25 protein-coding genes are annotated in these 20,732 nt (G+C 71.4%); 14 read left to right on the plus strand and 11 right to left on the minus strand.

The genetic code is table 11. From position 1 onward, the window contains the following. The first annotated feature begins 20 nt into the window (after nt 1–20). Nucleotides 21–677, plus strand: a complete 657-nt coding sequence (locus AB0881_RS16970) for a response regulator transcription factor (protein WP_366617841.1) — start codon at nt 21–23, stop codon at nt 675–677. Beyond that, nucleotides 674–1,924 carry a HAMP domain-containing sensor histidine kinase gene (locus AB0881_RS16975; protein ID WP_366617842.1) on the plus strand — a complete coding sequence of 417 codons (1,251 nt, stop codon included), beginning with the start codon at nt 674–676 and terminating at the stop codon, nt 1,922–1,924. Before AB0881_RS16970 ends, AB0881_RS16975 begins: the two co-directional genes overlap by 4 nt. Before the next feature lie 49 nt (nt 1,925–1,973). Here AB0881_RS16975 and AB0881_RS16980 read toward each other — a convergent pair whose 3' ends face one another. After that, on the minus strand, nt 1,974–2,912 hold the full coding sequence (locus tag AB0881_RS16980) for a permease prefix domain 1-containing protein (protein WP_366617843.1): 939 nt from the start codon (nt 2,910–2,912) through the stop codon (nt 1,974–1,976). Then, complete coding sequence (locus AB0881_RS16985) at nt 2,912–3,247, minus strand: helix-turn-helix transcriptional regulator (protein ID WP_366617844.1); 336 nt, start codon at nt 3,245–3,247, stop codon at nt 2,912–2,914. The genes AB0881_RS16980 and AB0881_RS16985 overlap by 1 nt, the downstream gene beginning before the upstream one ends. Nucleotides 3,248–3,374: 127 nt before the next feature. Between AB0881_RS16985 and AB0881_RS16990 the strand changes: the two genes are divergently transcribed. Further along, nucleotides 3,375–3,833 (plus strand): hypothetical protein, encoded by a 459-nt coding sequence (locus AB0881_RS16990; protein ID WP_366617845.1) that lies wholly within the window; start codon nt 3,375–3,377, stop codon nt 3,831–3,833. On the opposite strand, the gene AB0881_RS16995 is transcribed toward AB0881_RS16990, so the two are convergent. After that, complete coding sequence (locus AB0881_RS16995) at nt 3,830–4,519, minus strand: enoyl-CoA hydratase-related protein (protein WP_366617846.1); 690 nt, start codon at nt 4,517–4,519, stop codon at nt 3,830–3,832. The two genes, AB0881_RS16990 and AB0881_RS16995, sit on opposite strands and share 4 nt — an antisense overlap. 53 nt (nt 4,520–4,572) lie before the next feature. On the opposite strand from AB0881_RS16995, the gene AB0881_RS17000 reads away from it, so the two are divergent. Continuing rightward, complete coding sequence (locus tag AB0881_RS17000; RefSeq protein WP_366617847.1) at nt 4,573–5,166, plus strand: TetR/AcrR family transcriptional regulator; 594 nt, start codon at nt 4,573–4,575, stop codon at nt 5,164–5,166. Between the two features lie 2 nt (nt 5,167–5,168). On the opposite strand, the gene AB0881_RS17005 is transcribed toward AB0881_RS17000, so the two are convergent. The 4 genes from AB0881_RS17005 to AB0881_RS17020 form a co-directional block, all read right to left on the minus strand. Then, a complete protein-coding gene (locus AB0881_RS17005; protein WP_366617848.1) occupies nt 5,169–5,633 on the minus strand; it encodes a hypothetical protein in 465 nt (154 codons plus the stop codon). Nucleotides 5,634–5,679: 46 nt separating this feature from the next. Further along, nucleotides 5,680–5,859 (minus strand): DUF397 domain-containing protein, encoded by a 180-nt coding sequence (locus tag AB0881_RS17010; RefSeq protein ID WP_366617849.1) that lies wholly within the window; start codon nt 5,857–5,859, stop codon nt 5,680–5,682. Nucleotides 5,860–6,081: 222 nt separating this feature from the next. Beyond that, a complete protein-coding gene (locus AB0881_RS17015) occupies nt 6,082–6,261 on the minus strand; it encodes a DUF397 domain-containing protein (RefSeq protein ID WP_366617850.1) in 180 nt (59 codons plus the stop codon). Next, entirely contained in the window at nt 6,258–7,064 is an 807-nt protein-coding gene (locus tag AB0881_RS17020) for a helix-turn-helix transcriptional regulator (protein WP_366617851.1), read from the minus strand. Before AB0881_RS17020 ends, AB0881_RS17015 begins: the two co-directional genes overlap by 4 nt. Before the next feature lie 111 nt (nt 7,065–7,175). Between AB0881_RS17020 and AB0881_RS17025 the strand changes: the two genes are divergently transcribed. Continuing rightward, a complete protein-coding gene (locus tag AB0881_RS17025) occupies nt 7,176–7,562 on the plus strand; it encodes an ATP-binding protein (RefSeq protein WP_366617852.1) in 387 nt (128 codons plus the stop codon). A gap of 32 nt (nt 7,563–7,594) precedes the next feature. On the opposite strand, the gene AB0881_RS17030 is transcribed toward AB0881_RS17025, so the two are convergent. After that, complete coding sequence (locus AB0881_RS17030; RefSeq protein ID WP_366617853.1) at nt 7,595–8,485, minus strand: NAD(P)H-binding protein; 891 nt, start codon at nt 8,483–8,485, stop codon at nt 7,595–7,597. A 122-nt stretch (nt 8,486–8,607) separates the two neighbouring features. On the opposite strand from AB0881_RS17030, the gene AB0881_RS17035 reads away from it, so the two are divergent. Next, the gene (locus tag AB0881_RS17035; protein WP_366617854.1) at nt 8,608–9,834 is read left to right on the plus strand and encodes a histidinol-phosphate transaminase; all 1,227 of its coding nucleotides are present in this window, start codon (nt 8,608–8,610) and stop codon (nt 9,832–9,834) included. Here the strand turns inward: AB0881_RS17035 and AB0881_RS17040 are convergent. Together AB0881_RS17040 and AB0881_RS17045 are read right to left on the minus strand one after the other, a co-directional pair. Continuing rightward, entirely contained in the window at nt 9,778–10,701 is a 924-nt protein-coding gene (locus AB0881_RS17040; protein WP_366617855.1) for a PrsW family glutamic-type intramembrane protease, read from the minus strand. The two genes, AB0881_RS17035 and AB0881_RS17040, sit on opposite strands and share 57 nt — an antisense overlap. A 105-nt stretch (nt 10,702–10,806) precedes the next feature. Continuing rightward, a complete protein-coding gene (locus AB0881_RS17045; protein WP_366617856.1) occupies nt 10,807–11,145 on the minus strand; it encodes a helix-turn-helix domain-containing protein in 339 nt (112 codons plus the stop codon). 57 nt (nt 11,146–11,202) lie between these two features. Between AB0881_RS17045 and AB0881_RS17050 the strand changes: the two genes are divergently transcribed. The 3 genes from AB0881_RS17050 (at nt 11,203) to AB0881_RS17060 (ending at nt 13,832) form a co-directional block, all read left to right on the plus strand. Beyond that, nucleotides 11,203–11,958, plus strand: coding sequence for an SDR family oxidoreductase (locus AB0881_RS17050; RefSeq protein ID WP_366617857.1), 756 nt, complete (start codon nt 11,203–11,205; stop codon nt 11,956–11,958). Between the two features lie 94 nt (nt 11,959–12,052). Then, nucleotides 12,053–12,619, plus strand: a complete 567-nt coding sequence (locus AB0881_RS17055; protein WP_366617858.1) for a peptidoglycan-binding domain-containing protein — start codon at nt 12,053–12,055, stop codon at nt 12,617–12,619. A 208-nt stretch (nt 12,620–12,827) separates the two neighbouring features. Next, complete coding sequence (locus AB0881_RS17060; RefSeq protein ID WP_366617859.1) at nt 12,828–13,832, plus strand: NlpC/P60 family protein; 1,005 nt, start codon at nt 12,828–12,830, stop codon at nt 13,830–13,832. Nucleotides 13,833–13,896: 64 nt separating this feature from the next. Here the strand turns inward: AB0881_RS17060 and AB0881_RS17065 are convergent, their stop codons facing one another. Next, nucleotides 13,897–14,649 (minus strand): alternative oxidase, encoded by a 753-nt coding sequence (locus AB0881_RS17065; RefSeq protein WP_366617860.1) that lies wholly within the window; start codon nt 14,647–14,649, stop codon nt 13,897–13,899. Nucleotides 14,650–14,986: 337 nt separating this feature from the next. On the opposite strand from AB0881_RS17065, the gene AB0881_RS17070 reads away from it, so the two are divergent. From AB0881_RS17070 to AB0881_RS17090, 5 genes are read left to right on the plus strand one after another with little or no spacing between them, the layout of a single operon-like run. After that, the gene (locus AB0881_RS17070; RefSeq protein ID WP_366617861.1) at nt 14,987–16,645 is read left to right on the plus strand and encodes an AMP-binding protein; all 1,659 of its coding nucleotides are present in this window, start codon (nt 14,987–14,989) and stop codon (nt 16,643–16,645) included. Beyond that, nucleotides 16,642–17,889, plus strand: a complete 1,248-nt coding sequence (locus AB0881_RS17075; protein WP_366617862.1) for an acyl-CoA dehydrogenase family protein — start codon at nt 16,642–16,644, stop codon at nt 17,887–17,889. The genes AB0881_RS17070 and AB0881_RS17075 overlap by 4 nt, the downstream gene beginning before the upstream one ends. A gap of 9 nt (nt 17,890–17,898) precedes the next feature. Beyond that, nucleotides 17,899–18,669 carry an enoyl-CoA hydratase/isomerase family protein gene (locus AB0881_RS17080; protein WP_366617863.1) on the plus strand — a complete coding sequence of 257 codons (771 nt, stop codon included), beginning with the start codon at nt 17,899–17,901 and terminating at the stop codon, nt 18,667–18,669. 24 nt (nt 18,670–18,693) lie between these two features. After that, nucleotides 18,694–19,632 (plus strand): VOC family protein, encoded by a 939-nt coding sequence (locus AB0881_RS17085; protein ID WP_366617864.1) that lies wholly within the window; start codon nt 18,694–18,696, stop codon nt 19,630–19,632. Beyond that, nucleotides 19,623–20,717, plus strand: a complete 1,095-nt coding sequence (locus tag AB0881_RS17090) for an acyl-CoA dehydrogenase family protein (RefSeq protein WP_366617865.1) — start codon at nt 19,623–19,625, stop codon at nt 20,715–20,717. The genes AB0881_RS17085 and AB0881_RS17090 overlap by 10 nt, the downstream gene beginning before the upstream one ends. The last annotated feature ends 15 nt before the right edge of the window (nt 20,718–20,732 follow it).

Below are 20,732 nucleotides of genomic sequence, written 5' to 3' on the forward strand. Positions count from 1 at the left end.
GCCCGGAGGAGGAGGAACGGATGCGAGTACTGGTGGTGGAGGACGAGCCGCTGCTCGCCGACGCGATCGCCGAATGGCTGCGCGCGGAGGCGCACGCCGTGGACGTCGCGTACGACGGCGGCGCGGCGCAGGAGCGCCTCGCGGTCAACGACTACGACATCGTCGTCCTGGACCGCGACCTGCCCGTCGTGCACGGCGACGACGTCTGCCGCGGGATCGCCGCGGCCGGGCTGCCCGCGCGGGTCCTCATGCTGACCGCCGCCGCGGAGATCACCGACCGGGTGGACGGCCTCGGGCTCGGCGCCGACGACTACCTGACCAAGCCGTTCGCGTTCCCCGAGCTGGCCGCCCGCGTCCTGGCCCTCGGCCGGCGCAGCCGCCCGGCCGCCCCGCCCGTCCTGCGCCGGGCCGGCATCACGCTGGACCCGGCCCGCCGCGAGGTGTTCCGCGACGGCCGGTACGTCCCGCTGCCGAAACAGCAGTTCGCCGTGCTGAACGAGCTGCTGCGCGCCGACGGGGCCGTGGTGTCCGCCGAGCAGCTGCTGGAGAAGGCCTGGGACGAGCACGCCGACCCGTTCACCGGCGCCGTCCGGCTCACCATCCTGAAGCTGCGCCGCAAGCTCGGCGACCCGCCCGTCGTCGAGACCGTCACCGGAGTGGGGTACCGCATCCCATGAAGAAGCTCCTGCCGCACCGGATGCCGCTGCGCGCCCGGCTCACCCTGACCTACGCGGTGCTGTTCATGCTCGCCGGGATCGTCCTGCTGGGCGTCACGTACGCGCTGTTCAGCCAGCAGATCAACCGCGGCGGCGTCAAGGTGCTGGCCCGCACCCTCGACCCGCCGCCCGCCGCCACCGCCGACCCGTCCCCCGCCGACCGGGCGTTCGCCATGAACGACCGGGGCGACGTGCTGACCGGCGCGGAGGCCGAGAAGCTGATGCGGGACCAGAACCGGCAGCTCCGCGAGGCCGCCACCACCTCGCTGATCACCCAGGGCGCCATCGCGCTCGTCGTCGTCGGCGGCGCCGCGACCGGCCTGGGCTGGCTGATCGCGGGCCAGATGCTCGCGCCGCTGCACCGCGTCACCGACACCGCCCGCCGGATCGCCGCCGCGCCCGCCGCCGACCGCGGCCTGCACGAGCGCATCGCCCTGGCCGGCCCGCACGACGAGGTCAAGGAGCTCGCCGACACGTTCGACACGATGCTGGAGCGGCTCGACCGCTCGTTCGACGGGCAGCGCCGCTTCGTCGCCAACGCCTCCCACGAGCTGCGCACGCCCCTCACCGTCGGCCGCGCGCTGGTCGAGATGGCGATGCACCGTCCCACCGCGTCCCCCGACGTCAAGCAGCTCGGTGAGAACCTCCTGCAGATCAACGTCCGGCACGAGCGGCTCATCACCGGCCTGCTCCTGCTCGCCGGCTCGGAGACCGAGATCACCGACCCGGCCCCGGTGGACCTCGCCGACATCGTCGGCCACGTCGCCGCCCAGACGTCCCTGGAGGCGGGCCGCGCCGGCGTCACCGTCCGCGCCACCGCGGGCGAGGCCCCCACCACGGGCGACGCGATGCTCCTGGAACGCCTCGTACAGAACCTGGTCGAGAACGGCATCCGGCACAACACCGGCGAGGGCGGCTGGGTGGAGGTCACCAGCGGCACCCGCGGCGGCCTCGTCGAACTCCGCGTCGCCAACTCGGGCCCGCCGGTCGCCCCGTACGAAGTGCCGTCCCTCTTCGAGCCGTTCCGCCGGCTGGGCCCCGACCGCGTCATCACCGCCAAGGGCGCCGGCCTCGGCCTGTCGATCGTCCGCTCGGTAGCCCGCGCCCACGGCGGCGAGGTCACCGCCCACCCCCGCCCCGAGGGCGGCCTGACCGTGACGGTCACCCTCCCCACCGTCCCCGACCTGTACGCCCTGGAACCCACCTGACACGCCGAAGCCCCGGCCGGGAGGGCCGGGGCCGTGGGCGGGGGTGGGGTCAGGCGCGGGCCTCGCGGAAGCGCTTGACGATCTCGCCGGCGCTGATCGCGAGGACGACCAGGATGGTGACGGTGTAGAAGGAGTCGGGGATCGTCCAGTCGTCGCCGTTGACGGCCGCGAGGAAGTCCGGGTTGAAGAGCATCTGCTGGTGGAGGACCCAGGCCAGGGGGAGCGCGAAGAGGATCTCGGCCAGGGCGTACGGGAGGGCCAGCGGCAGCGTCCAGCGGCCCTTGCCGGCGCGGACCAGTTCGAGCACCACGACGCCGGCGAGGCCCGCGAGGATCGGCCAGATCCAGCCCGCCCACAGGTCGGGGTCCAGCACCTGCATCCGGTCTCCGCCGTGCTGGTACGGCTCGGCGGTGCGCTGCCAGACGATCAGGCCGATCAGCGCGAGGTTCCACACCGCCGACGCGAGGGCGCCGACGACCCGCTTGTCGGCGGCACGGGGCGTGTCGGGCAGGTCGTCGGGCGTCCACTTCGTGGTCTCGGCCACCCCGGCGCGTCCCCGGGAACGGTCGATCAGCGCGAACACCACGGTCAACCAGGCGATCATCTGCGCGCCGACGGTGAGCACCGCGCCGATGCCGCTGCCGATCGCCGAGCCAATGTCGTTGTTGTCCAGAACGTCCAGGACCACCACCACGGCGGTGACCACCGGCAGCACCGTGACCAAGAGGAGCCTGAGCAAGCGGATGTAGGTCGGGTAGAACTCCGGGCCGATCAGCGCCAGCGGGCGGTCCGCGTACCGGGCGGCGAGCCGGATCGGGTCGCCCATCTCGGTGATCACCGCGCGCTCGGCCGCGGCCGGGTCCGCCGCGTCCCGCGCCTCGACGGTGTCGGCGATCGTCGTGCGCAACTCGTCGGCGATGTCGTCGCGCTGGTCGGCCGGGACGCGCCGGACGACCTCATGCACATAGCGTTCGGTCAGCGTGTTCATCAAATCTCCTTGGTCAGTCGCGCGATCGACGCGACCAGGTCCTGCCACTCGCGCATGAGGCCGTCGCGCACTTGGGCTCCCTGCGGGCTCACCCGGTAGAACTTCCGCGGCCGGGACTCGTCGGTGTTCCACTCGCTGCCGAGCAGGCCCTGCTTCTCGAGCCGGCGCAGTAGGGGGTAGAGCGTGTTGCCGTCGACGGTGACCCCGGCCTCGTTCAGCGTCTCCAGGAGGGCGTAGCCGTACTGCGGCTCGTCCAGCAGCGCCAGGCAGGCCAGCACGACGGTGCCGCGCCGCAACTCCTGCGCCTGGCTGAGGATCAGCTCTTCTGAGGTCACGCGTCACACCATAGTGTGCGCCGCACACTAATGTCCAGCGCCCATCAATGGCCCGCGTACCGGGCGACGTTGACCAGCGTGTTCACCCCGCCGCGGTTACAATGTGCGCCCGCGACAGGAGGTCTGCGTGACGTCACGGCACGGCGAGGGCATCCGGGACGGCGCCGGCCTCGGCCTCTACATTTCGGCGTTCGCGTCGGTGTTCGTGATCCCGATCGGCATCGCGCTGCGCTCGTGGGAGGTCCCGGCCCTCGCCTACCTGGCCATCATGGCGGTGTGCGCGGCCGGCGGCTGGATGCGGGCGTACGGCCCGGCGACCGCGGCCCTCGCGTGGGCGGTGGCCTGGTGCGCCGGGGCGGCGCTGGCCGTCGCGCTCATCGCGTTCGGGATCCACGCGATCGTGGCCTTCGAGCCGCACTGCCAGACGACGGACGTGTACGTCTGCTTCGACACCGTGGGAGAGCAGCGCGGCGCCAACAACCGCGCCGCGCTCCTCCCGATCATCGGCGGCGCCGTCCTGCTCACGGTCCTGCTGGTCGTCGGAGCGCGAGCCGCCGTGAACGCCCACCGCGACCGCTTCTTCTAAGGCCGGAGGGCCAGGCGCGCCTCGTTACGGACGGCCTCGCCCTCCGGGAGCGACCACTGCTCCAGCACGGAACGCCGCGCGGCTTGGAGCGCCCCCTGCGGCAGGGCCGCCACGGCCTCGGCCAGCGCCAGCGCCTCCTTGGCCGCCTGCCCGGCCTCGACCAGGCGGCTGACGAGCCCGTACGAGAAGGCCTCCTCCGCAGGGACGCGGCGTGCGGTCAGCAGAATGTCGAGCGCCCTCCCCTGGCCGACCAACCGCGGCAGCCGCACGGTGGCCGCGTCCAGGCAAGGAAGGCCCTGCCCCAGGTTGAGGGTCCCGAACTCGGCGGTCCTGGACGCGACACGTATGTCGGCCCAAAGCGCCAGCTCGAAGCCTCCGCCGAAGCAGTAGCCCTCGATCGCGGCGATGACGGGCTTGGCCGGGGGCGTACGGGTCACCCGCATGGGCGGCGGCCCGTCCACCGTGGGAACGGGGAAGTCCCCCGCGGCCATGGCCTTGAGGTCGTTGCCGGCACAGAAGGTGCCCCCGGCGCCCGCCAGCACGACGGCGCGGACCTCCTCATCCCGTTCGGCGGCGCCGACGGCCTCGGCGAGGCCCTCGGCCATGGGACCGTCCACGGCGTTGCGGCGTTCGGGACGGTCGAGGGTCACCAGCTGGACGGCGCCACGGCGTTCGGTACGGATCATGCCGCGGATACTAGATAGATCGATCTAGTGAGGGCAAGGGCTAAAGTACCCGGATGGGATCCGACACCCGAGCGCGCCTGCTGGAGGCCGCGGCCCAGCTCTTCCGCGAACAGGGCTACGCGGCGACCGGCCTGAAGCAGATCACGGGCGCGGCGGGCGCGCCGTGGGGCTCGCTCTACCACTTCTTCCCCGGCGGCAAGGAGCAACTGGGCGCCGAGACCGTCCGCCACTCGGGCGGCCGCTACCTGCGCCTGTTCGACCTGGTGTACGGCCGCGCCGAGAACGACCCCGCCGACGCCGTACGGGACTTCTTCCAGCTGAGCATCGACGCCCTGGAGAAGTCGGAATGGGCCGACGGCTGCCCGATCGCGACCGTCGCCCTGGAGGCGTCCACGACCAGCGAGCCGCTACGGCACGCCTGCGCGGAGGTCTTCACCGCCTGGCGCGAGGCCACGGCCCGCCGCTTCGCGTCCGAGGGCGTCGAGCCGGCCGGGGACCTGGCCGTCTACGTCCTCTCGGCGTTCGAGGGCGCCCTCATCCTGAGCCGCACCGCCCACGACACCACGCCGCTCCGAGTAACGGCCGACATCGTCGCCCGCACCGTCCGCGATCATCACCCTGGAGCCACGAACAACCCGCCGACGTGACCTCACCGACCACCCGGCACGGCTCGAATTCCCGCCCTCAACGTCCACCCGGCATCAAGCAGACGGAGGAGTTCGCCGGCCATCGACCGGTGTCCGCCCTCGCCCGAAGGGTCCTCCGCCACGGCGCGAAGCAGCGGCTCCGCGTTCCGGACTCGCCGTACGATCGCGTCCACCAGAGGGACCTCGCCGCCCTGCCCGTCCTCGTACGCCTCATGCCCTGGCTCGGCCCGGAAACATCCCCACCAATCCAGGATCGCGCCCAGAGCCTCTTCCCGCGCGCGACCGGGCCGTTCCGCGACGACCTGGAGAAAGAGTTCTACCGCCGGCACGGCCGCCCGGTAGAGAGTGCCCGCATGGTCGTTGCTGACGGCATACCGCAGCTCGGCGACCGACCGCGCCGCCCGCGCAGGAGAGAGAACCCCAGCCAACTCCTGCTCTGCGGCCCGCACCGCCTCCTCGCCGCCCAAGCTCACCCGAACCCCTGTACGGACGCGTTGCCAGGAACGTAGAGGGTCACTTCTTGAGCGCCGCCGAAAACTCCTTGAAGGCTTCACGGCTCAGCAGAAGCCTGGGGCCATGCGGGTCCTTGCTGTCTCGTACGCCGATGCCGTCCGCAAGCTGCGCGACCTCCACGCACTGCTCGGACGTGCCCTGAGAGGACCGGGTCGCCTTGCGCCACGCGGGACTCGTCATGTCAGCCCTCCATCAGCAGCAGCAATCCTTTTGCTGAATTCCCAGACGCAAATTCTATTAAAGCTTACTGCGAGCACCCTGATTGCGTGGCCGGCTAGCAAGGAGTCTCGGACCTTTCGGCTCCTTGCCGCCTCCTATTTCCACCGCTCGCCCAGGACATGCGGGTTGAACGCGCGGGAGCCCGCGCGTTCAATGCCTGGACGAACTACCTATGCGGGTTGATCACTTCTTCAGGGTCGCCGCGAACGCCCGGAACGCATCGTGGCTCAGGAGAAGGTTGGGGCCGTCCGGGTTCTTGCTGTCTCGTACGCCGATACCATCGGCAAGCTGCGCGATCTCCACGCACTGCTCGGATGTGCCTTCTGTAGAACGGGTCGACTTCCTCCACACGGGACTCGTCATACCATGCCCTCCATCAGCGACCTGATCAGCTTTCGAGAAGATTGTACGGGCAAGGCCACATGCCCGATACGTTCAAACCTCGCATGCAGTTCACGCACCTCGTCCGCTTCTGGAACGAGTCGTCCCCCGGTCGGGGCCTCCACGAACCCGACGTCCCCCTCGCGAACCCTGAAGATCTTGAAGGGGCCGTCGAGCCCCTCGTGCGCGCCTGCTTCTCGTGGCACCACGCGTACGACGATGCCGAAACGCTCGGACATGTCGAGCAGGTGCTGGAGTTGCGCCCGCATTACGGCCGGGCCACCGATCGGAAGATCCAGAACGCTCTCCGAGAGCAGGACCGACAGTTCAGGGGGATCGGGCCGCTCCAGTAGAGCCTGGCGGCCCATCCTCTTCGCGAGCGTGCCCTCCAAGTCTTTAGGGCGACCTGCCATAAGGACGGCTCGAGCGTAGTCAGGGGTTTGGAGCAGGGCGGGAACGAGTTGGCCGGAGTAGGTGTAGACGGCGGTCGCACGCCGTTCGAATTCGCCGAAGCTCTTCATCCAGTTCGGGTCGTGGCCGAGGCGGGCGTACCAGAGGGCGATGGTGAAGAAGCCGCCCGTTCGCCAGAGCTTGTCGATCTTTGCGGCCTGGCCGTCGGCGAGCTTCGCCTCTCCGGTCTCCAGTCTGGAAATCGTGGACCGAGCGCAGTTGAGGGTCTTGGCGAGGGTGTCGCCCGTCTCGCCGCGCTCTACGCGGTTCCAGCGCAGCGCGTAGGCGATCCACGCCCACATTGACGATCTCGGGTCGGGGGGTTCGTTCGTCATCGGGCCTCGCAATTCATGATCGCGAATTTTCCGTGGCCTGCTCGGTACCGCGACAAGGTTACTCCGTGTCATGGATGCTGCGCGGTAAGTCACAAGAAATCGGGAGGCGTTATGGGTGAGCCGCCGACGATCGTGTTGAAGGCCGTACCGGAGGCGATCAAAGAGGCGCGGGACTTCGTCGGGATGGTGCTCGGGGCGTGGGGGCTGGAAAGTTACGTCGCCCGTACGGTCATCTGCGAACTGGCCACCAATGCGATCAAGCACGGGTCCATGGAGGACGGCGTCATCGTCGTACGGGCCTACCTGCGGGACGGGCGGCCCGTCGTGGAGGCGTGGGACCTGTCGGACGATCCGCCGGTCGTGCGGGATGCCGGGGAACTCGACGAGTCGGGGCGCGGGCTCCTTCTCGTGACGCGAATGGTCACGCGGTGGGGGACGCGGCCGCTGGCGAGCGGGGGAAAGATCGTCTGGGCGGAGCTGGCCACCGTTCCCGGGTGACCCGCCGGCCGGGATGCCGATCCCCGGGTGGGTCAGGGCGCGTCTGTGCGGAAGTCGGTGGCGTGTTCGGCGGCCCACTGGTCGAAGGGGATGCCGGGACGGCCGAGGATCTTCTCGACCTCGCCGCTGACCAGGTCGTGCTGGAGGTAGGAGCGTTCCTGGAGGCGCAGGAAGCCGTCGGCGAGCGCGGCGGGCATGCCGGAGCGCACCATGCCTTCCCGGGCCGCCTCGGGCGGGGCCTCCTCGAAACGCAGCGGGCGGCCGATCGCCGCGCCGATGAGTTCGACCATGCGCGGCTGGGTCAGGGCGCGCGGGCCGGTGAGGACTGGGCGCCGTCCGGCCAGGTCGCCGGTGAGGAGCGCGCGGGCGGCGACGGCGGCCAGGTCGCGTTCGTGGAGGGGTGCCCAGGACGCGTGCGCGTACGGGCCGCGGACGGTGTCGCCGGCGGCGATCTGGGCCGCCCACGTGCCGATGGTGTTGGTCGCGAAGTAGCCCGAGCGCAGGGCGGTCCATTCCAGGCCGGACGCCGCGGCGGCGGCCTCGACCTCCTTGTTGTACTCGCCGCGGAGGCGGGAGGGCTGGTCGGCGGGGTCGTGGTCGACGTTGAGCGCGGAGAGGGCGACCACGCGCCGGACGCGGCGCTCGCGGGCCAGGCCCAGCAGGCGGGTGGCGGCCGCGGTGACAGGGCCCGGGTCGGCGCCCTGGCCGACGGCGCGCGGGTTGAGGAAGAGGGCGGTGACGCCGTCGAGGGCGTGGGCGATCGTGTCGGGCCGGGCGGGGTCGCCTTCGATGGTGTGCACGGCGGCGGGCAGGTTCGCGGACGCCGGGTCGCGCGTCACGGCGCGTACCTCGGCGCCGCCGTCCAGGAGGAGATCGAGCAGGGGGCGGCCGACGGTACCGGTTGCTCCGGTCACAAGGATCATATGGGAACCATATCAACTCATATGGAATCCATACAATATGAGGCGGATGTGATCTGGGGGCGCTGAACCGGGGCGGGCGCGGGTTCGTATATCCCGGCGGTGCCCATTCCCAGGAGGTCGAGGTGGCCGGATCCATCGACGCGCTGCTGCGGCAGAACGCGCACAGCCCGTCGTACTTCGCACTCGCCCGCGCCGATGGGGGCCGCCAGGCCGACCTCATCGACTTCTGCATCCCGTGCAACCCGTACTTCCCGACACCGGAGATGTTCGGGCGGCTCCGGGAGACGATGGAGACGATCCTCAAGTACTACCCGAGCGGTGCGGACACGATCACCGCGGAGCTGTGCACGACGCTGGGGCTCAACCCGCAGACCGTCGCGATGGGGAACGGGTCCACCGAGCTCATCACGTGGATCGACCACCTGCTGGTACGGGAGAGCCTCGCCACGCCGATCCCGACGTTCGGGCGCTGGACGGACCAGCCGCTGGAGACGGGCAAGCGGGTCGACATGTTCCCGCTGCCGGAGAGCCGCGACTTCGCGTTCGACCCGGAGGCGTTCATCGGGTTCGTCCGGGAGCGCCGGTCGCGGGTCGCGGTCATCTGCAACCCGAACAACCCGGACGGCGGGTACGTGCCGCGCCAGGAGGTCGTCCGGATGATGGACCGGCTCGTCGACCTGGACCTGGTGGTGGTCGACGAGTCGTTCATCGACTTCGTGGACGCCGAGCAGGTGACGAGCGTGGCGGAGGAGGCGTCGATCCGGCCGAACGTGATCGTGCTGAAGAGCCTCGGCAAGAACTTCGGGCTGCACGGCATCCGGTTCGGGTACCTGGTGGCGAACCCGGCGCTGGCCGGCATGGTCCGCAAGGCGCTGCCGAAGTGGAACCTGAACTCGTTCGCCGAGATCGTGGTGTTCCTGCTGAAGGAGCACCGGGCGGAGTACCAGGCGAGCCTCGCCCGGCTGGCGCTCGACCGGCGGTCGATGCTGCAGCAGCTGTCGTCGCTGCCGGGGCTGAAGGTGTTCCCGTCGCAGGGCAACTTCATCCTGATCAAGCTGCCGAACGACCGGGACGGCGTGCAGCTGCGCGACTACCTGCTGTCCGAGCACGGGGTCTTCGTCCGCGAGTGCGGCAACAAGCTCGGCAGTTCGAGCCGGTTCCTGCGGCTGGTCGTACGGCCGCCGCAGGACGTCCACCGGCTGCTGACCGGGCTCGGGGCCTTCCTGTACGGGCGGGACCGGGCGCCGCTGATCACGTCCGTGCCGGAGCGGACGGGCCAGTTCGAGCAGGCGTCACCCCGGCTCCAGGTCACGCCGATCGACACCATCTACCACACGCGGGCCAGCTGACCCGGCGGCCAGTGTCCACAGCCACACCAGGGCGACCAGGGAGATCAGGACGAGGCCGCCCCAGTCCAGCGCCGTGATCAGGTGCCCCTGCGCGGTCGTCGCCTCGGGCATGTGGCCGTGCGTCAGCAGGCGCGTCTGCCACGGGCTGCCGGTCAGGAAGAGCGTCAGCGCGATGGCGATGCCGTGCATCGAGTCCCACAGCGCGTGCAGGAGGGAGACGCCGAGGTAGGCGCCGACCAGCGGTGGGGTGACGCGCCAGCGCCGGTCCGAGGCGGCGAACGCGACGCCGCCGAGGATCGCCGTCCACAGGCCGTGCCCGACCGGGGCGAGCAGGCCGCGCAGCACCTCCGTCTCGACCAGCGCGCCGAGGCTGAGTCCCTCGACGGTGAGCATCGCGTTGAACGCGTACCCGGAGCTCTCGAACGCCGCGAACCCGAACCCGACCGTCGCGCCGAGGACGAGGCCGTCCCGCATCGTGCGCGGGTGCAGGTTCCTGGCCACGACCAGGAGCGCGGCGAGCTTGGCGGCCTCCTCGATCAGCCCGACGCCCACGTACATCCAGAGCGAGGGCCGCAGCAGGTACGCCTCCAGCAGCGCCGCGCCGAGCACCCCGAGGACGCCGCCGACGACGAACGCCCTGAACAGCATCGGCACGGTGACCTGCGGGGACCTGCCGTGCTCGTATGCCCACACCACGAACGTGACCGGCACCAGGAAGCTGCCGAGCAGGATGACGGTCGGGACCAGGTTGGTGTTGGCGGTGAGCAGCGTGACCACGACCGTGGCCGCCCACAGCGTCAGCCCGATCCACAGGATCCGCTGCCAGTTCTGGGACGTCCCCGCCTCGCGGGACCCGATCCTCACCATTCGCCGTCCCTCCCCTCCCTGGACCGCCCCGTACCCGAGCGAAGCCCCGCGAACCGTCGGCCGCCCCTGCCGTGATCACGTCGGGGCGCGTTGGGGAGGGCGAGGTCAGGCGGTCAGGCCGACCTGGTCGCCGACGTCCTCGGCGGCGGCGGCGTTCAGTACGGCGTCGAGCAGGCCGGGGAAGCGGGCGTCGAGTTCGCTGCGGCGGAGCTCGACGTAGCAGCGGGTGCCCTCCTGGCGGGTGCGGGTGATGCCCGCGTCGCGCAGCACGCGCAGGTGGTGGCTCAGCGTCGACTTGGCGACGGGGGCGCGCAGCTCGCCCCAGCCGCGTTCGCGGCCGTCGGACAGGACGCGGAGCAGTCCGACCCGGATCGGGTCGCCGAGCGCTCCCATCACTCCGATGAGGGTCATCTCCTCCGGTTCCGGATGCCGCGCCTGCTTCATGAGCCCATGGTACTTTGTTCGATGTTCTACGAACATCGAACATTAGGGAGGCGCGGGATGACCGCCGGATCGCTGCGGGGCAAGGTCGTCATCGTCACCGGGGCCGGGTCGGGGATCGGGCGTGCCGCCGCGGTGGCGTTCGCGGAGGCGGAGGCGCGCGTGCTGGGCGTCGGCCGCCGCAAGGAGCCGCTCGACGCCACCGCGGGACTGCATCAGGGGATCGCCGTCCGTTCCGCCGACATCACGGCCGAGGGCGTCCCCGACGAGATCGTCGGGGAGGCGGTGCGGCGCTGGGGGCGCGTGGACGTGCTGGTCAACAACGCCGGCGCGACCCGCGTCATGCCGCTGGCCGAGACCACCGCCGCCGGCATCGCGGACCTGCTCACGCTGAACGTGACCGCGCCGAGCCTGCTCTCGCGTGCGGCGCTGCCGTACCTGCGGGAGGCGGAGGGCTCGATCGTGAACGTCTCCAGCACGTACGGGCACCGGCCGCTGCCGGGCGGGGCGCACTACGCCGCGTCGAAGGCGGCGCTGGAGCAGCTCACCCGCAGCTGGGCCCTGGAACTGGCCCCCGAAGGGGTGCGGGTGAACGCGCTGGCGCCCGGCCCGACCGAGAGCGAGGCGCTGGCCGCGGCCGGGCTGTCGCCGGAGGCCCTCGACGCGATCAAGCGGGACGAGGAGGCGCGCGTCCCCCTCGGGCGCCGCGGCGAGCCCGGGGAGGTCGCGGCGTGGATCGTGCGGCTGGCCGACCCCGGCTCGACCTGGCTGACCGGCCAGGTCCTGACCGTGGACGGCGGGCTGGAGCTCACCTGAGGCGGTGGTCGCCCCCGGACGGCCGCGAACATTTGGGACGCCCGCCCCATCAGATAAGGCACGGAACAAACCGAGTGAGATAGGGGGTCTCACGATGAGGATGATCCGAATCGCCGCCGGAGCGGTCGCCGCACTGGCCCTGCTGGTCATGGCCGGTGTCGCGGGGGCCGGCGTCGCCGCCGCGGACGGGCCGGACACGCCGCCGGGCGTGAAGGCCAAGGTCGAGGCGCTGGACTGGCCGGTGCTGACCGAGGGCGCGGCGCGGTGGGAGGTGATCCCGGTCAAGTTCCTGCTGGACCAGTACGGCTACATGGACGTGGGCACCGGCACGCCGAACAACGTCTATGACGCCGCGATGGCGAAGGCCGTCACCGCGTACCAGAAGGACAAGGACCTCGCCGAGCGCAAGAAGGTCGGCCCGGAGACGTGGGAGCACCTGCGCCTCGACTTCGGCGAGATCGGCCCGGGCAAGGCTCCCGCGCTGAAGACCAAGGCGGTCCAGCGGGCCCTGAACGAGTACGGCAACGAGCTCGTGCTCGACGGGGTGTACGGCACCGGCACGAAGAACGCCGTGGTCGCGTTCCAGAAGAAGGTCGGGATCGGCGCCGACGGATGGGTCGGGAAGATCACGTTCCGGGCGCTCATCTGCGGCGGCGTCTGACAAATCAGGCGAAAAGCCTTTCACCAGAGGGGTCCGGCGGAGCCACCGCCGGGCCCCGTTTCATGGATGATGCGAACTCTGCCCATTTCGCGGGCAATGACGCTCTTGTTCGGACTCCTAGCGGCGCGACGGTCAATCGGCGCGCATGGCGATTCCACGGCCCCGCCATGATCACCTAAAGTCTGCGGGTTTCCCGAATAGCGCGGCGATGCGGGCGGGTAGTCGTTTTCTCGGCAAACGAAACGATCACTCGTCGACATCGGAGGGGTTTGCTATGGGCATCCAGCATCAGAAGCGGGATGCGTACGCACCGGGCCGCATGAGGCGGACCGGACGAATGGCACCGCAGGCGGCGGGGTGCCTGCTCGCCGCGACAATGTTAGTGACGATTCCATCGGCCGCCGAGGCGGCCGCGGCCGAGCCGGCACCGCAGGCTCCGGAGGCCGGGGAGCCGCGGCCGAAGGATTCCTCGGCGCGGCGGCTCCGGATCGACCCCGCCTCGATGAAGCAGGTGCGCGCCTACAACCGGTACCAGAGCAAGATCGCCAGGCAGCGGGAACGGGCCAGAACCGCGCTCCGCTTCGCCCGCGCGCAGATCGGCAAGCCGTACCGCTGGGGGGCCACCGGGCCGTACGCCTACGACTGCTCCGGGCTGGTGCAGAAGGCGTGGCGGCGGGCCGGCGTCAAGATCCCGCGGGTGACCTACTCGCAGTACAGCAACGTCCGCCGCAAGGTGGGCTGGAGTTCGATGCGGCCGGGCGACCTGATCTTCTTCCGCGGCCGCGCCCATGTCGGGATGTACGTCTCGAAGAACCGGTTCATCCACGCGCCCAACAGCGGTTCGCGAGTGCGGATCAACAAGCTTTCGGGTCATCGGAAAAGACAGTTCGCCGGGGCGGTACGGCCAGGCGCCCCGGCAGTGAAGAAGTGGCCCGATTCGATCCCGCGGCTCGCCGAGCGGCTCGAAGAGATGAACAGGCAGGACCAGCAGCACCCGCCGGCCGCCGAACAGGCTCCACCGGCACCGAAGACCGCGAATTCCGGGAACGATTCCCCCGCACCGAATTCGCCGGCGATCTCACCGCAGAACGAGGCTCCCCCGGGTCCTCACCAGGGTCCCGCACCGGACCGCCCGAAGCCGGAATCACCGCCGGGCTCCAGCGACCCTGACCACATCCCCGACATCGCCGTCCCAGGCCGCGAAGAGGGGTGATCCATACCCGCGACGGCAGAGCCCCAGAGTGTGCGACCGCGCACTCTGGGGCTCTTCTCGTGGGTCACGGCGCCTGGTGGAAGCGCGGCGCCCTGATGTGGACGAGGCTGTCCTGCTTGTGCATGCGCTCGTCGTGGCCGATCTGGCGGAGCAGGTCGGCGACCGAGGCGTAGCGGCCGTACTCGGCGGCGTAGGTGCCGGGGTCGGGCTCGTCCTCCAGCTCGGGGTGCTCGGCGACGAAGGTCATGTACTCGTGCTCGGCGTGGTCCTCGAACTCGGCGTTCAGCCGGTAGCTCCACTCTGGCCTGAGCACGAACAGCAGCCACGAGACGTGGTAGTAGAAGAACGCGATCAGCCAGGGCAGCGCCTTGTGCAGCACCCGGCTCTGCTTCGCGCCGGTCCGCTGCACCAGGTCCTGCATGATCAGCAGGTGCCACTGCTCGTTGTCCTGGTCGGCGCGGGCCTCGACGATGCGGTCGAAGACGCGGCGGGCCAGCGCGGAGCGGCCGTGGTGGCGGTGCAGCGCCCAGTAGCCGGTGCGCTCCCAGGCCTGGTACGGGACGCGGGCGATGATCTCCAGCATGGCGAACTTGGTGTACGAGCCCTTCCGGCCGTAGACCAGGTCGACCGGCACGAACATCATCTTGGCGAGCAGGCTGTATTTCATCCGCGGCGCGTCCAGCGTCTCGTTCCACGCGCGGCGCAGCGCGTCGCGGTCGAGTTTGGGCGGGCCGGCCGGGGCCTCGGGGCGGTGGGCGGGAACGCCGGGGCTCGGGGTGACGGGGATGTCGGGGCGGGTGAGCGTCGGGGTGGCCATCTCAGGATCTCCTCTTCGTGCTTCTCGCGTCCGGTGCACCGAGCATGCGGAGGCGGTCCGGTCCGCGGCGTCCACCGGAGGAGGGCACTTGCCGTGCGCCGCCGGGTGTACGGCGGCGGCCCGGAGGCGGCGTTCCGGCGTACGGGAGAACCCTGAGACCCGTCCCGGGGGCGGTCCCTGATCACGCGAGTGCGCGGGAGCCCCATGCAACCCTTAGGTAACCCTTTTAATCCCTTTTATCACTATTGCCGCTTTTCTTCTTTCATGTTCGGATATTTAGGTCAATGTCCAGTTTGTAGCGGCCGCCCAGCGCGGCAGCGGAGGTTCGATGCCTCGGGTGGGAGAACAGACACGGGTCGGCGAACGAGCACTGGAAAGCCTGGTCATCGGGGACGTCCTCCGGTCCCAGGCCCGAGCACACCGGACGGACCCCTTCCTCAAGTTCCGGGACGGCGAGGTCACCTACGGCGAAGTGGACGCGACGGCCGACCGGATGGCGCGCGGGCTGGCCGCGCTCGGCGTCGGCCGCGGCGACCACGTCGGCGTGATGCTCCCCAACTGCGCCGACCTCGTACACCTGGTGTTCGCGCTGGCCCGGCTGGGCGCCGTGGCCGTGCCGATCAACATCGCGTACAAGAGCGAGCTGCTGCGGCACGTGCTGTCCAGCTCCAAGTCGCGCTTCCTCGTCGTGGACGGCCCGTACGCCGAGCGGATCCCCGCCATCGCGGACCGGCTCCCCGACCTCGGGCTCGTCGTCGTCCGCGACGGCGCGGCGGCCGGCGTGCCGATGGGCGCGCTCGGCCGGCCCGCCCTCGACATGTCCGCGCTGATGGCGCACGGCGCCGACCCCGTCGAGGCGGACGTGGGCTTCGCCGACCTCCAGGCGATCATGTACACCTCCGGGACGACGGGCCCGTCCAAGGGCGCGATGGTGCCGCATGCGCTCGCGCTGGCGTGCGCGTACGACTCGCTGGACTTCCTCGACCGGTGGGGCAAGACGATCTACTGCCCGCTGCCGCTGTTCCACGCGGCGGCGCTGTGGGACGGGATGCTGTCGGCGCTGCTGGGCGGCGGGTCGATCGCGATCGTCGAGCGGTTCAGCGCGTCCCGGTTCTGGGACGACGTGCGCCGCTTCGACGCGCAGGTGACGATGAGCGTCTTCTCGATGATCCCGATCCTGCTCAACCAGCCGCCCTCGCCGCGCGACCGCGACCACCCGATGCAGACGTTCTACATGGGCAAGTCGAGCCTGGACGAGCCGCTGCGCGAGCGCTTCGGCGTGCGGTCGGTGGAGACGTACACCAGCACCGAGGCGGGCATCGCGACCGGCAGCCCGTACGGCGAGTGGCGTACGGGCTCGTGCGGCACGGCGCACGAGGAGCGCTTCCATGTGGCCGTCGTGGACGAGCACGACCGCGAGGTGCCGCCCGGGGAGCCGGGCGAGCTGGTGCTGCGGCCGAAGCAGCCGTTCGTCCTGACGACGGGCTATTACGGAGATTGGGAGGCCACGACCCGCTGCTTCCGGAACATGTGGTTTCACACCGGAGATCGGGTATGGCAGGACGACGACGGCTACTTCTACTTCCTCGACCGTATGAAGGACGCCATCCGGCGCCGCGGCGAGAACATCTCGGCGTTCGACCTGGAGTGCGAGATCAACATGCATCCCTCGGTGCTGGAGTCGGCGGCCATCGGCGTCCCGTCCGAACTGGAGGACGAGGACATCAAGGTCAGCGTCGTCGTGCGGCCGGGCACCGGGCTGGATCCCGAGGAGCTGGTCGCGTTCTGCGAGGAGCGGCTGCCGCGCTCGATGGTGCCGCGCTACGTCGAGTTCGTCGAGGCGCTCCCCCGCACCCCCACCGACAAGGTCGCCAAGTACCGGCTGCGCGCCGAGGGCGAGAACGGCCTCACCCCCGGCACCTGGGACCGGGAGGCCGCGGCGCCCGGACCCGAACCCGAGCCGCCCCTCACCTGGGAACGGGAGGGCACGGCGTGAACTGGGACGACACCCCGGAAGAGGCGGCGTTCCGGGACGAGGTCCGCGCGTTCGTCCGCGACCGCTTCCCCGCGTCGTACCGGCCCGACCCGGACGGCGAGCAGAGCCTGGAGCCCGAGGACGTCCGCGGCTACAACTGGCCGGCCGACCGCGTCAGCGACGACGCGGAGCGCCGGGAGGGGGCGCGCGCGTGGGCGGCGGCGCTCGCCGAGCGCGGCTGGATCGCGCCGCACTGGCCGCGCGAGTACGGCGGCGCCGGCCTGTCGGCGCTGGAGGAGTTCATCCTGCACGAGGAGCTGATGCGGGCCCGCGTCCCGACGGTGAACGGCATCGGCGCGTTCCTGCTCGGCCCGACCCTGCTCGTCCACGGCACGGACGAGCAGAAGGCCGCGCACCTGCCGCGCATCGCGCGCGGCGAGACGACGTGGGCGCAGGGCTTCTCGGAGCCGGGCGCCGGGTCCGACCTCGCGTCGCTGCGCACCCGCGCCGTCCGGGACGGCGACGCGTACGTGGTCGACGGGCAGAAGGTGTGGACGTCGCTCGGGCAGTACGCGGACTGGCTGTTCGTGCTCGTCCGCACCGATCCCGACGCCGAGCCCAGGCACCGCGGCATCACGTTCCTGCTGGTCGACACGTCGCTGCCGGGCGTGACCGTACGGCCGATCACCGATCTGCGCGGCGCCGCGCCGTTCTGCGAGGTGTTCTTCGAGGGCGTGCGGGTGCCGGTGGCGTGCCGCGTCGGCGACGAGAACCGGGGCTGGTACGTGGCGATGAGCGCGCTCGGGTTCGAGCGGGCCGGCATCGGCGCCACCATCAAGTACGAGCAGGCCCTGCTCGACCTGGTCGGCTATCTGCGGTCGGCGGAGGGGCGCGGGCTCGTGCGGGCCGACCGCGGCGCCTCGTACCGCCGCGAGATCGCCCGCCGGTACGCCGAGATCCGCGTCCTCTACAACCTGGCCCGGTACACCGTCTCGGTCCAGGCCGCGGGCCCCGAGGGCACCGAGCCCGGCTACGAGGCGTCCGTCAACCAGCTGTTCGGCGCCGAGCTGCACCAGCGGCTGGCCCGCACGGGCGCGAAGGCGTTCGGCCGGGCCGGGACGCTGTGGGCGCGCGACGGCGCCCCCCTGAACGCCGCGTTCACCCACATGACCAGGGACGCGGTCGCCGCCACCTTCCTCGGCGGCGCGTCCGAGATCCAGCGCAACGTCATCGCCACCCGCGGCCTGCACCTGCCCCGAAGCTAAGGAGCCCGCATGACGGACCATTCCTCCGGCCACCCTTCCTACGAGACCGTGGACCTGCACATCGAGGAACGCGTCGCCTGGCTGACGCTGAACCGCCCGGCCAAGCTGAACGCGCTCACCCCGACGACGATGGCCGAGCTGCGGAGCATCTTCACCGCGATCGACGACGACGAGGACGTCTGCGTGGTGGTGCTGCGCGGCGCCGGCGAGCGGGCGTTCTGCGCGGGCATGGACCTCGGCTGGTCGGAACAGCTCACCAAGAAGGAGCGGATCGAGCAGGGGCGGCTCGGCGAGAAGACGTTCGCGATGATGGAGCGGCTGTCGGTCCCGGTGATCGCGGCCGTGCACGGGTACGCGGTCGGCGGCGGGCTGGAGCTGGCGCTGGCGGCCGACTTCATCGTGGCCGCCGACGACGCCAAGCTCGGCCTGGTCGAGATCACGCTGTCGGCGCGGCCCCCGTACCGGCCCAAGATGACCGAGGACGGCGACCCCGACCAGCCCGAGTTCGGCGGCTCCGCCCCCGGCTGGGGCGGGGTGAAGCGGCTGCCGCAGCGGATCGGCAAGGCGCTGGCCAAGGAGCTGCTGTTCACCGGCGCCCGGATCGACGCCGAGCGGGCCATGCGGCTCGGGCTGGTGAACGACGTGTACCCGGCCGAGGAGTTCGACAAGCGGGTCGGCGAGCTGGCCGAGCGGATCGCGGCGATGAACCGCTACAACCTGCGCCTGGTCAAGGAGCTGGTCACGTACGGCTACGACTGGATCGAGCCGCACCCGAGCTGAGCCCCGGAACCTGAGGAGAACGCTGTGCTGATCTACCGGATCGATCACGTCGCCCAGGTGACACCCGACCTGGACGCGCAGGTGGCGCTGCTGGAGGGGCTGTTCGGCTTCCGGCGGGTGCGGAGCTGGGACTGCCCGGACGAGGGCTGCCGCGGCGTCCGGCTGGAGGTGCCGGGCAGCTGGGGGCAGGCCTGGGAGGTGCTGGAGCCGGCGGGCGAGGGCTCGGCGCTCCAGGCGTGGCTGGACGACCACGGCGGCCGCGCCGGGCTGCACCACGTGGGCGCCGAGGTGCCGGACGTGGACGCGGTCCGCGCCGACCTGGAGACGCGCGGGATCAAGCCGACCGGCGGGGTCCGGGGCCGCTGGCTGGAGGCGTCGCTGTCGCCGCCCGAGCACGGTCCCGGCGTGCTGTTCCGGCTGCGCGGGCCGGGCGCGCTCGGGATGTGCGGCGACGACGAGGCCGTCCCGGCCGCCACACCGGACGAGAGCGCCCCTTCACTGGGGATCGTCGCGCTCGACCACATCTGCCAGGCGTTCCCGGACCGGGACGAGCTGGCCCGCTGGTACGCCGACCTGGCCGGGTTCGTCCCGATCTGGCGGACGCCCATGGAGGAGCATCCCGACATGGCGGACCTGGTGCTGAACATCCCCGGCTCGGCGATCTGCTGGGAGATCATCATGCCGCGCGGGGAGGACTCGTTCATCGAGCGGTTCTGGAACCGCAACGGCGCCGCCGCGCACCACGTCACGTTCGAGGTCGCCGACTGGGACCGCGCGATGGCCGCCTGCGCGCACCACGGCGTCCCCACGTTCGACGACGAGGAGGGCACGACCGACGGCGCGGCCTGGCGGCACACGTTCGTCCACCCCAAGCACACCGGCGGCATCCTGGTGCAGCTCTTCTGGGAGGAGCGGCCGGGCGTGTGGGTGCGGTCGGACAAGATCCCGGCGCCATGGACCTGACGCCGACCGAGGACCAGCGGCTCGTCACCGAGACCGCCCGCGAGCTGCTGGCCTCCCGGACCGCGAGCGCGGGCGCGCGGGCGATGGCGGACGACCCGGCCGGGCACTCGGCCGCGCTGTGGAAGGAGATGGTGGAGCTCGGCTGGACCGGGCTCGCGCTCCCCGAGGAGCACGGCGGCGTCGGCGGCGACTTCGTGGACGTGTGCCTGCTGTTCGAGCAGCTCGGGTACGCGCTCGTCCCGAGCCCGCTGCTGGCGACCGTCGCCTGCTGCGCGCTCCCGATCGCCCGGCACGGGACGGAGGAGCAGCGGTCGCGGTGGCTCGGCGCCGCCGCCCGGGGGCAGATCATGAGCTACACGCCCGTCCCGTGGGACCGTCCCGGCGAGGGGCCGGTGGCCGCGGCCGCGCCGGACGGCTTCGTGATCGACGGGACGGCGGGGTTCGTGCCGTTCGCCGGCAGCGCCGAGACGCTGCTGGTCGTGGCGGAGCTGGACGGCGAGCCGCGGGCGTTCCTGACCGACGCCCGCGCTCCCGGCATCACGCTCCGGCCGGCCGGGACGGTCGGGCTCGACCGCCCGTGCACCGTCGCGTTCGACTCCGTCACCGTGCCGCGCGACCGCGCCTTGGGCGAGGACCGATCGGCCGTGGACGCGATCTCGGCGTACGGGGCGGCGGCGACGTGCGCCGAGATGGTCGGCGGGGCGCAGCGGGTGCTGGACCTGACGATCGAGTACGCGTCGGGGCGGGAGCAGTTCGGGCGGCCGATCGGGGCGTTCCAGGCCGTCCAGCACCACTGCGCCGACATGGCGATCGCCGTGCTGGGCTCCCGGTTCGCGGCGTACGAGGCGATCTGGCGGCTGGCGGCCGGGCGGGACGCGGCGGCGGAGGTCGCGGCGGCCAAGGCGTGGGTGAGCGAGGCGTACGAGCGGGTCTGCGCGCTCGGCCACCAGGTGCACGGCGCGATCGGCTTCACCTGGGAGCACGACCTGCACCTGTTCTCCCGGCACGCGATGGCCGCCGCCGCGTCCTTCGGCGACGACGACCTCCACCTGGACCGGCTGGCCGACCACCTCGGAATCCCCTGACGTACGGAACCGCGC

The organism is Spirillospora sp. NPDC029432 (genome assembly GCF_040703975.1).
Lineage (GTDB): Bacteria > Actinomycetota > Actinomycetes > Streptosporangiales > Streptosporangiaceae > Spirillospora.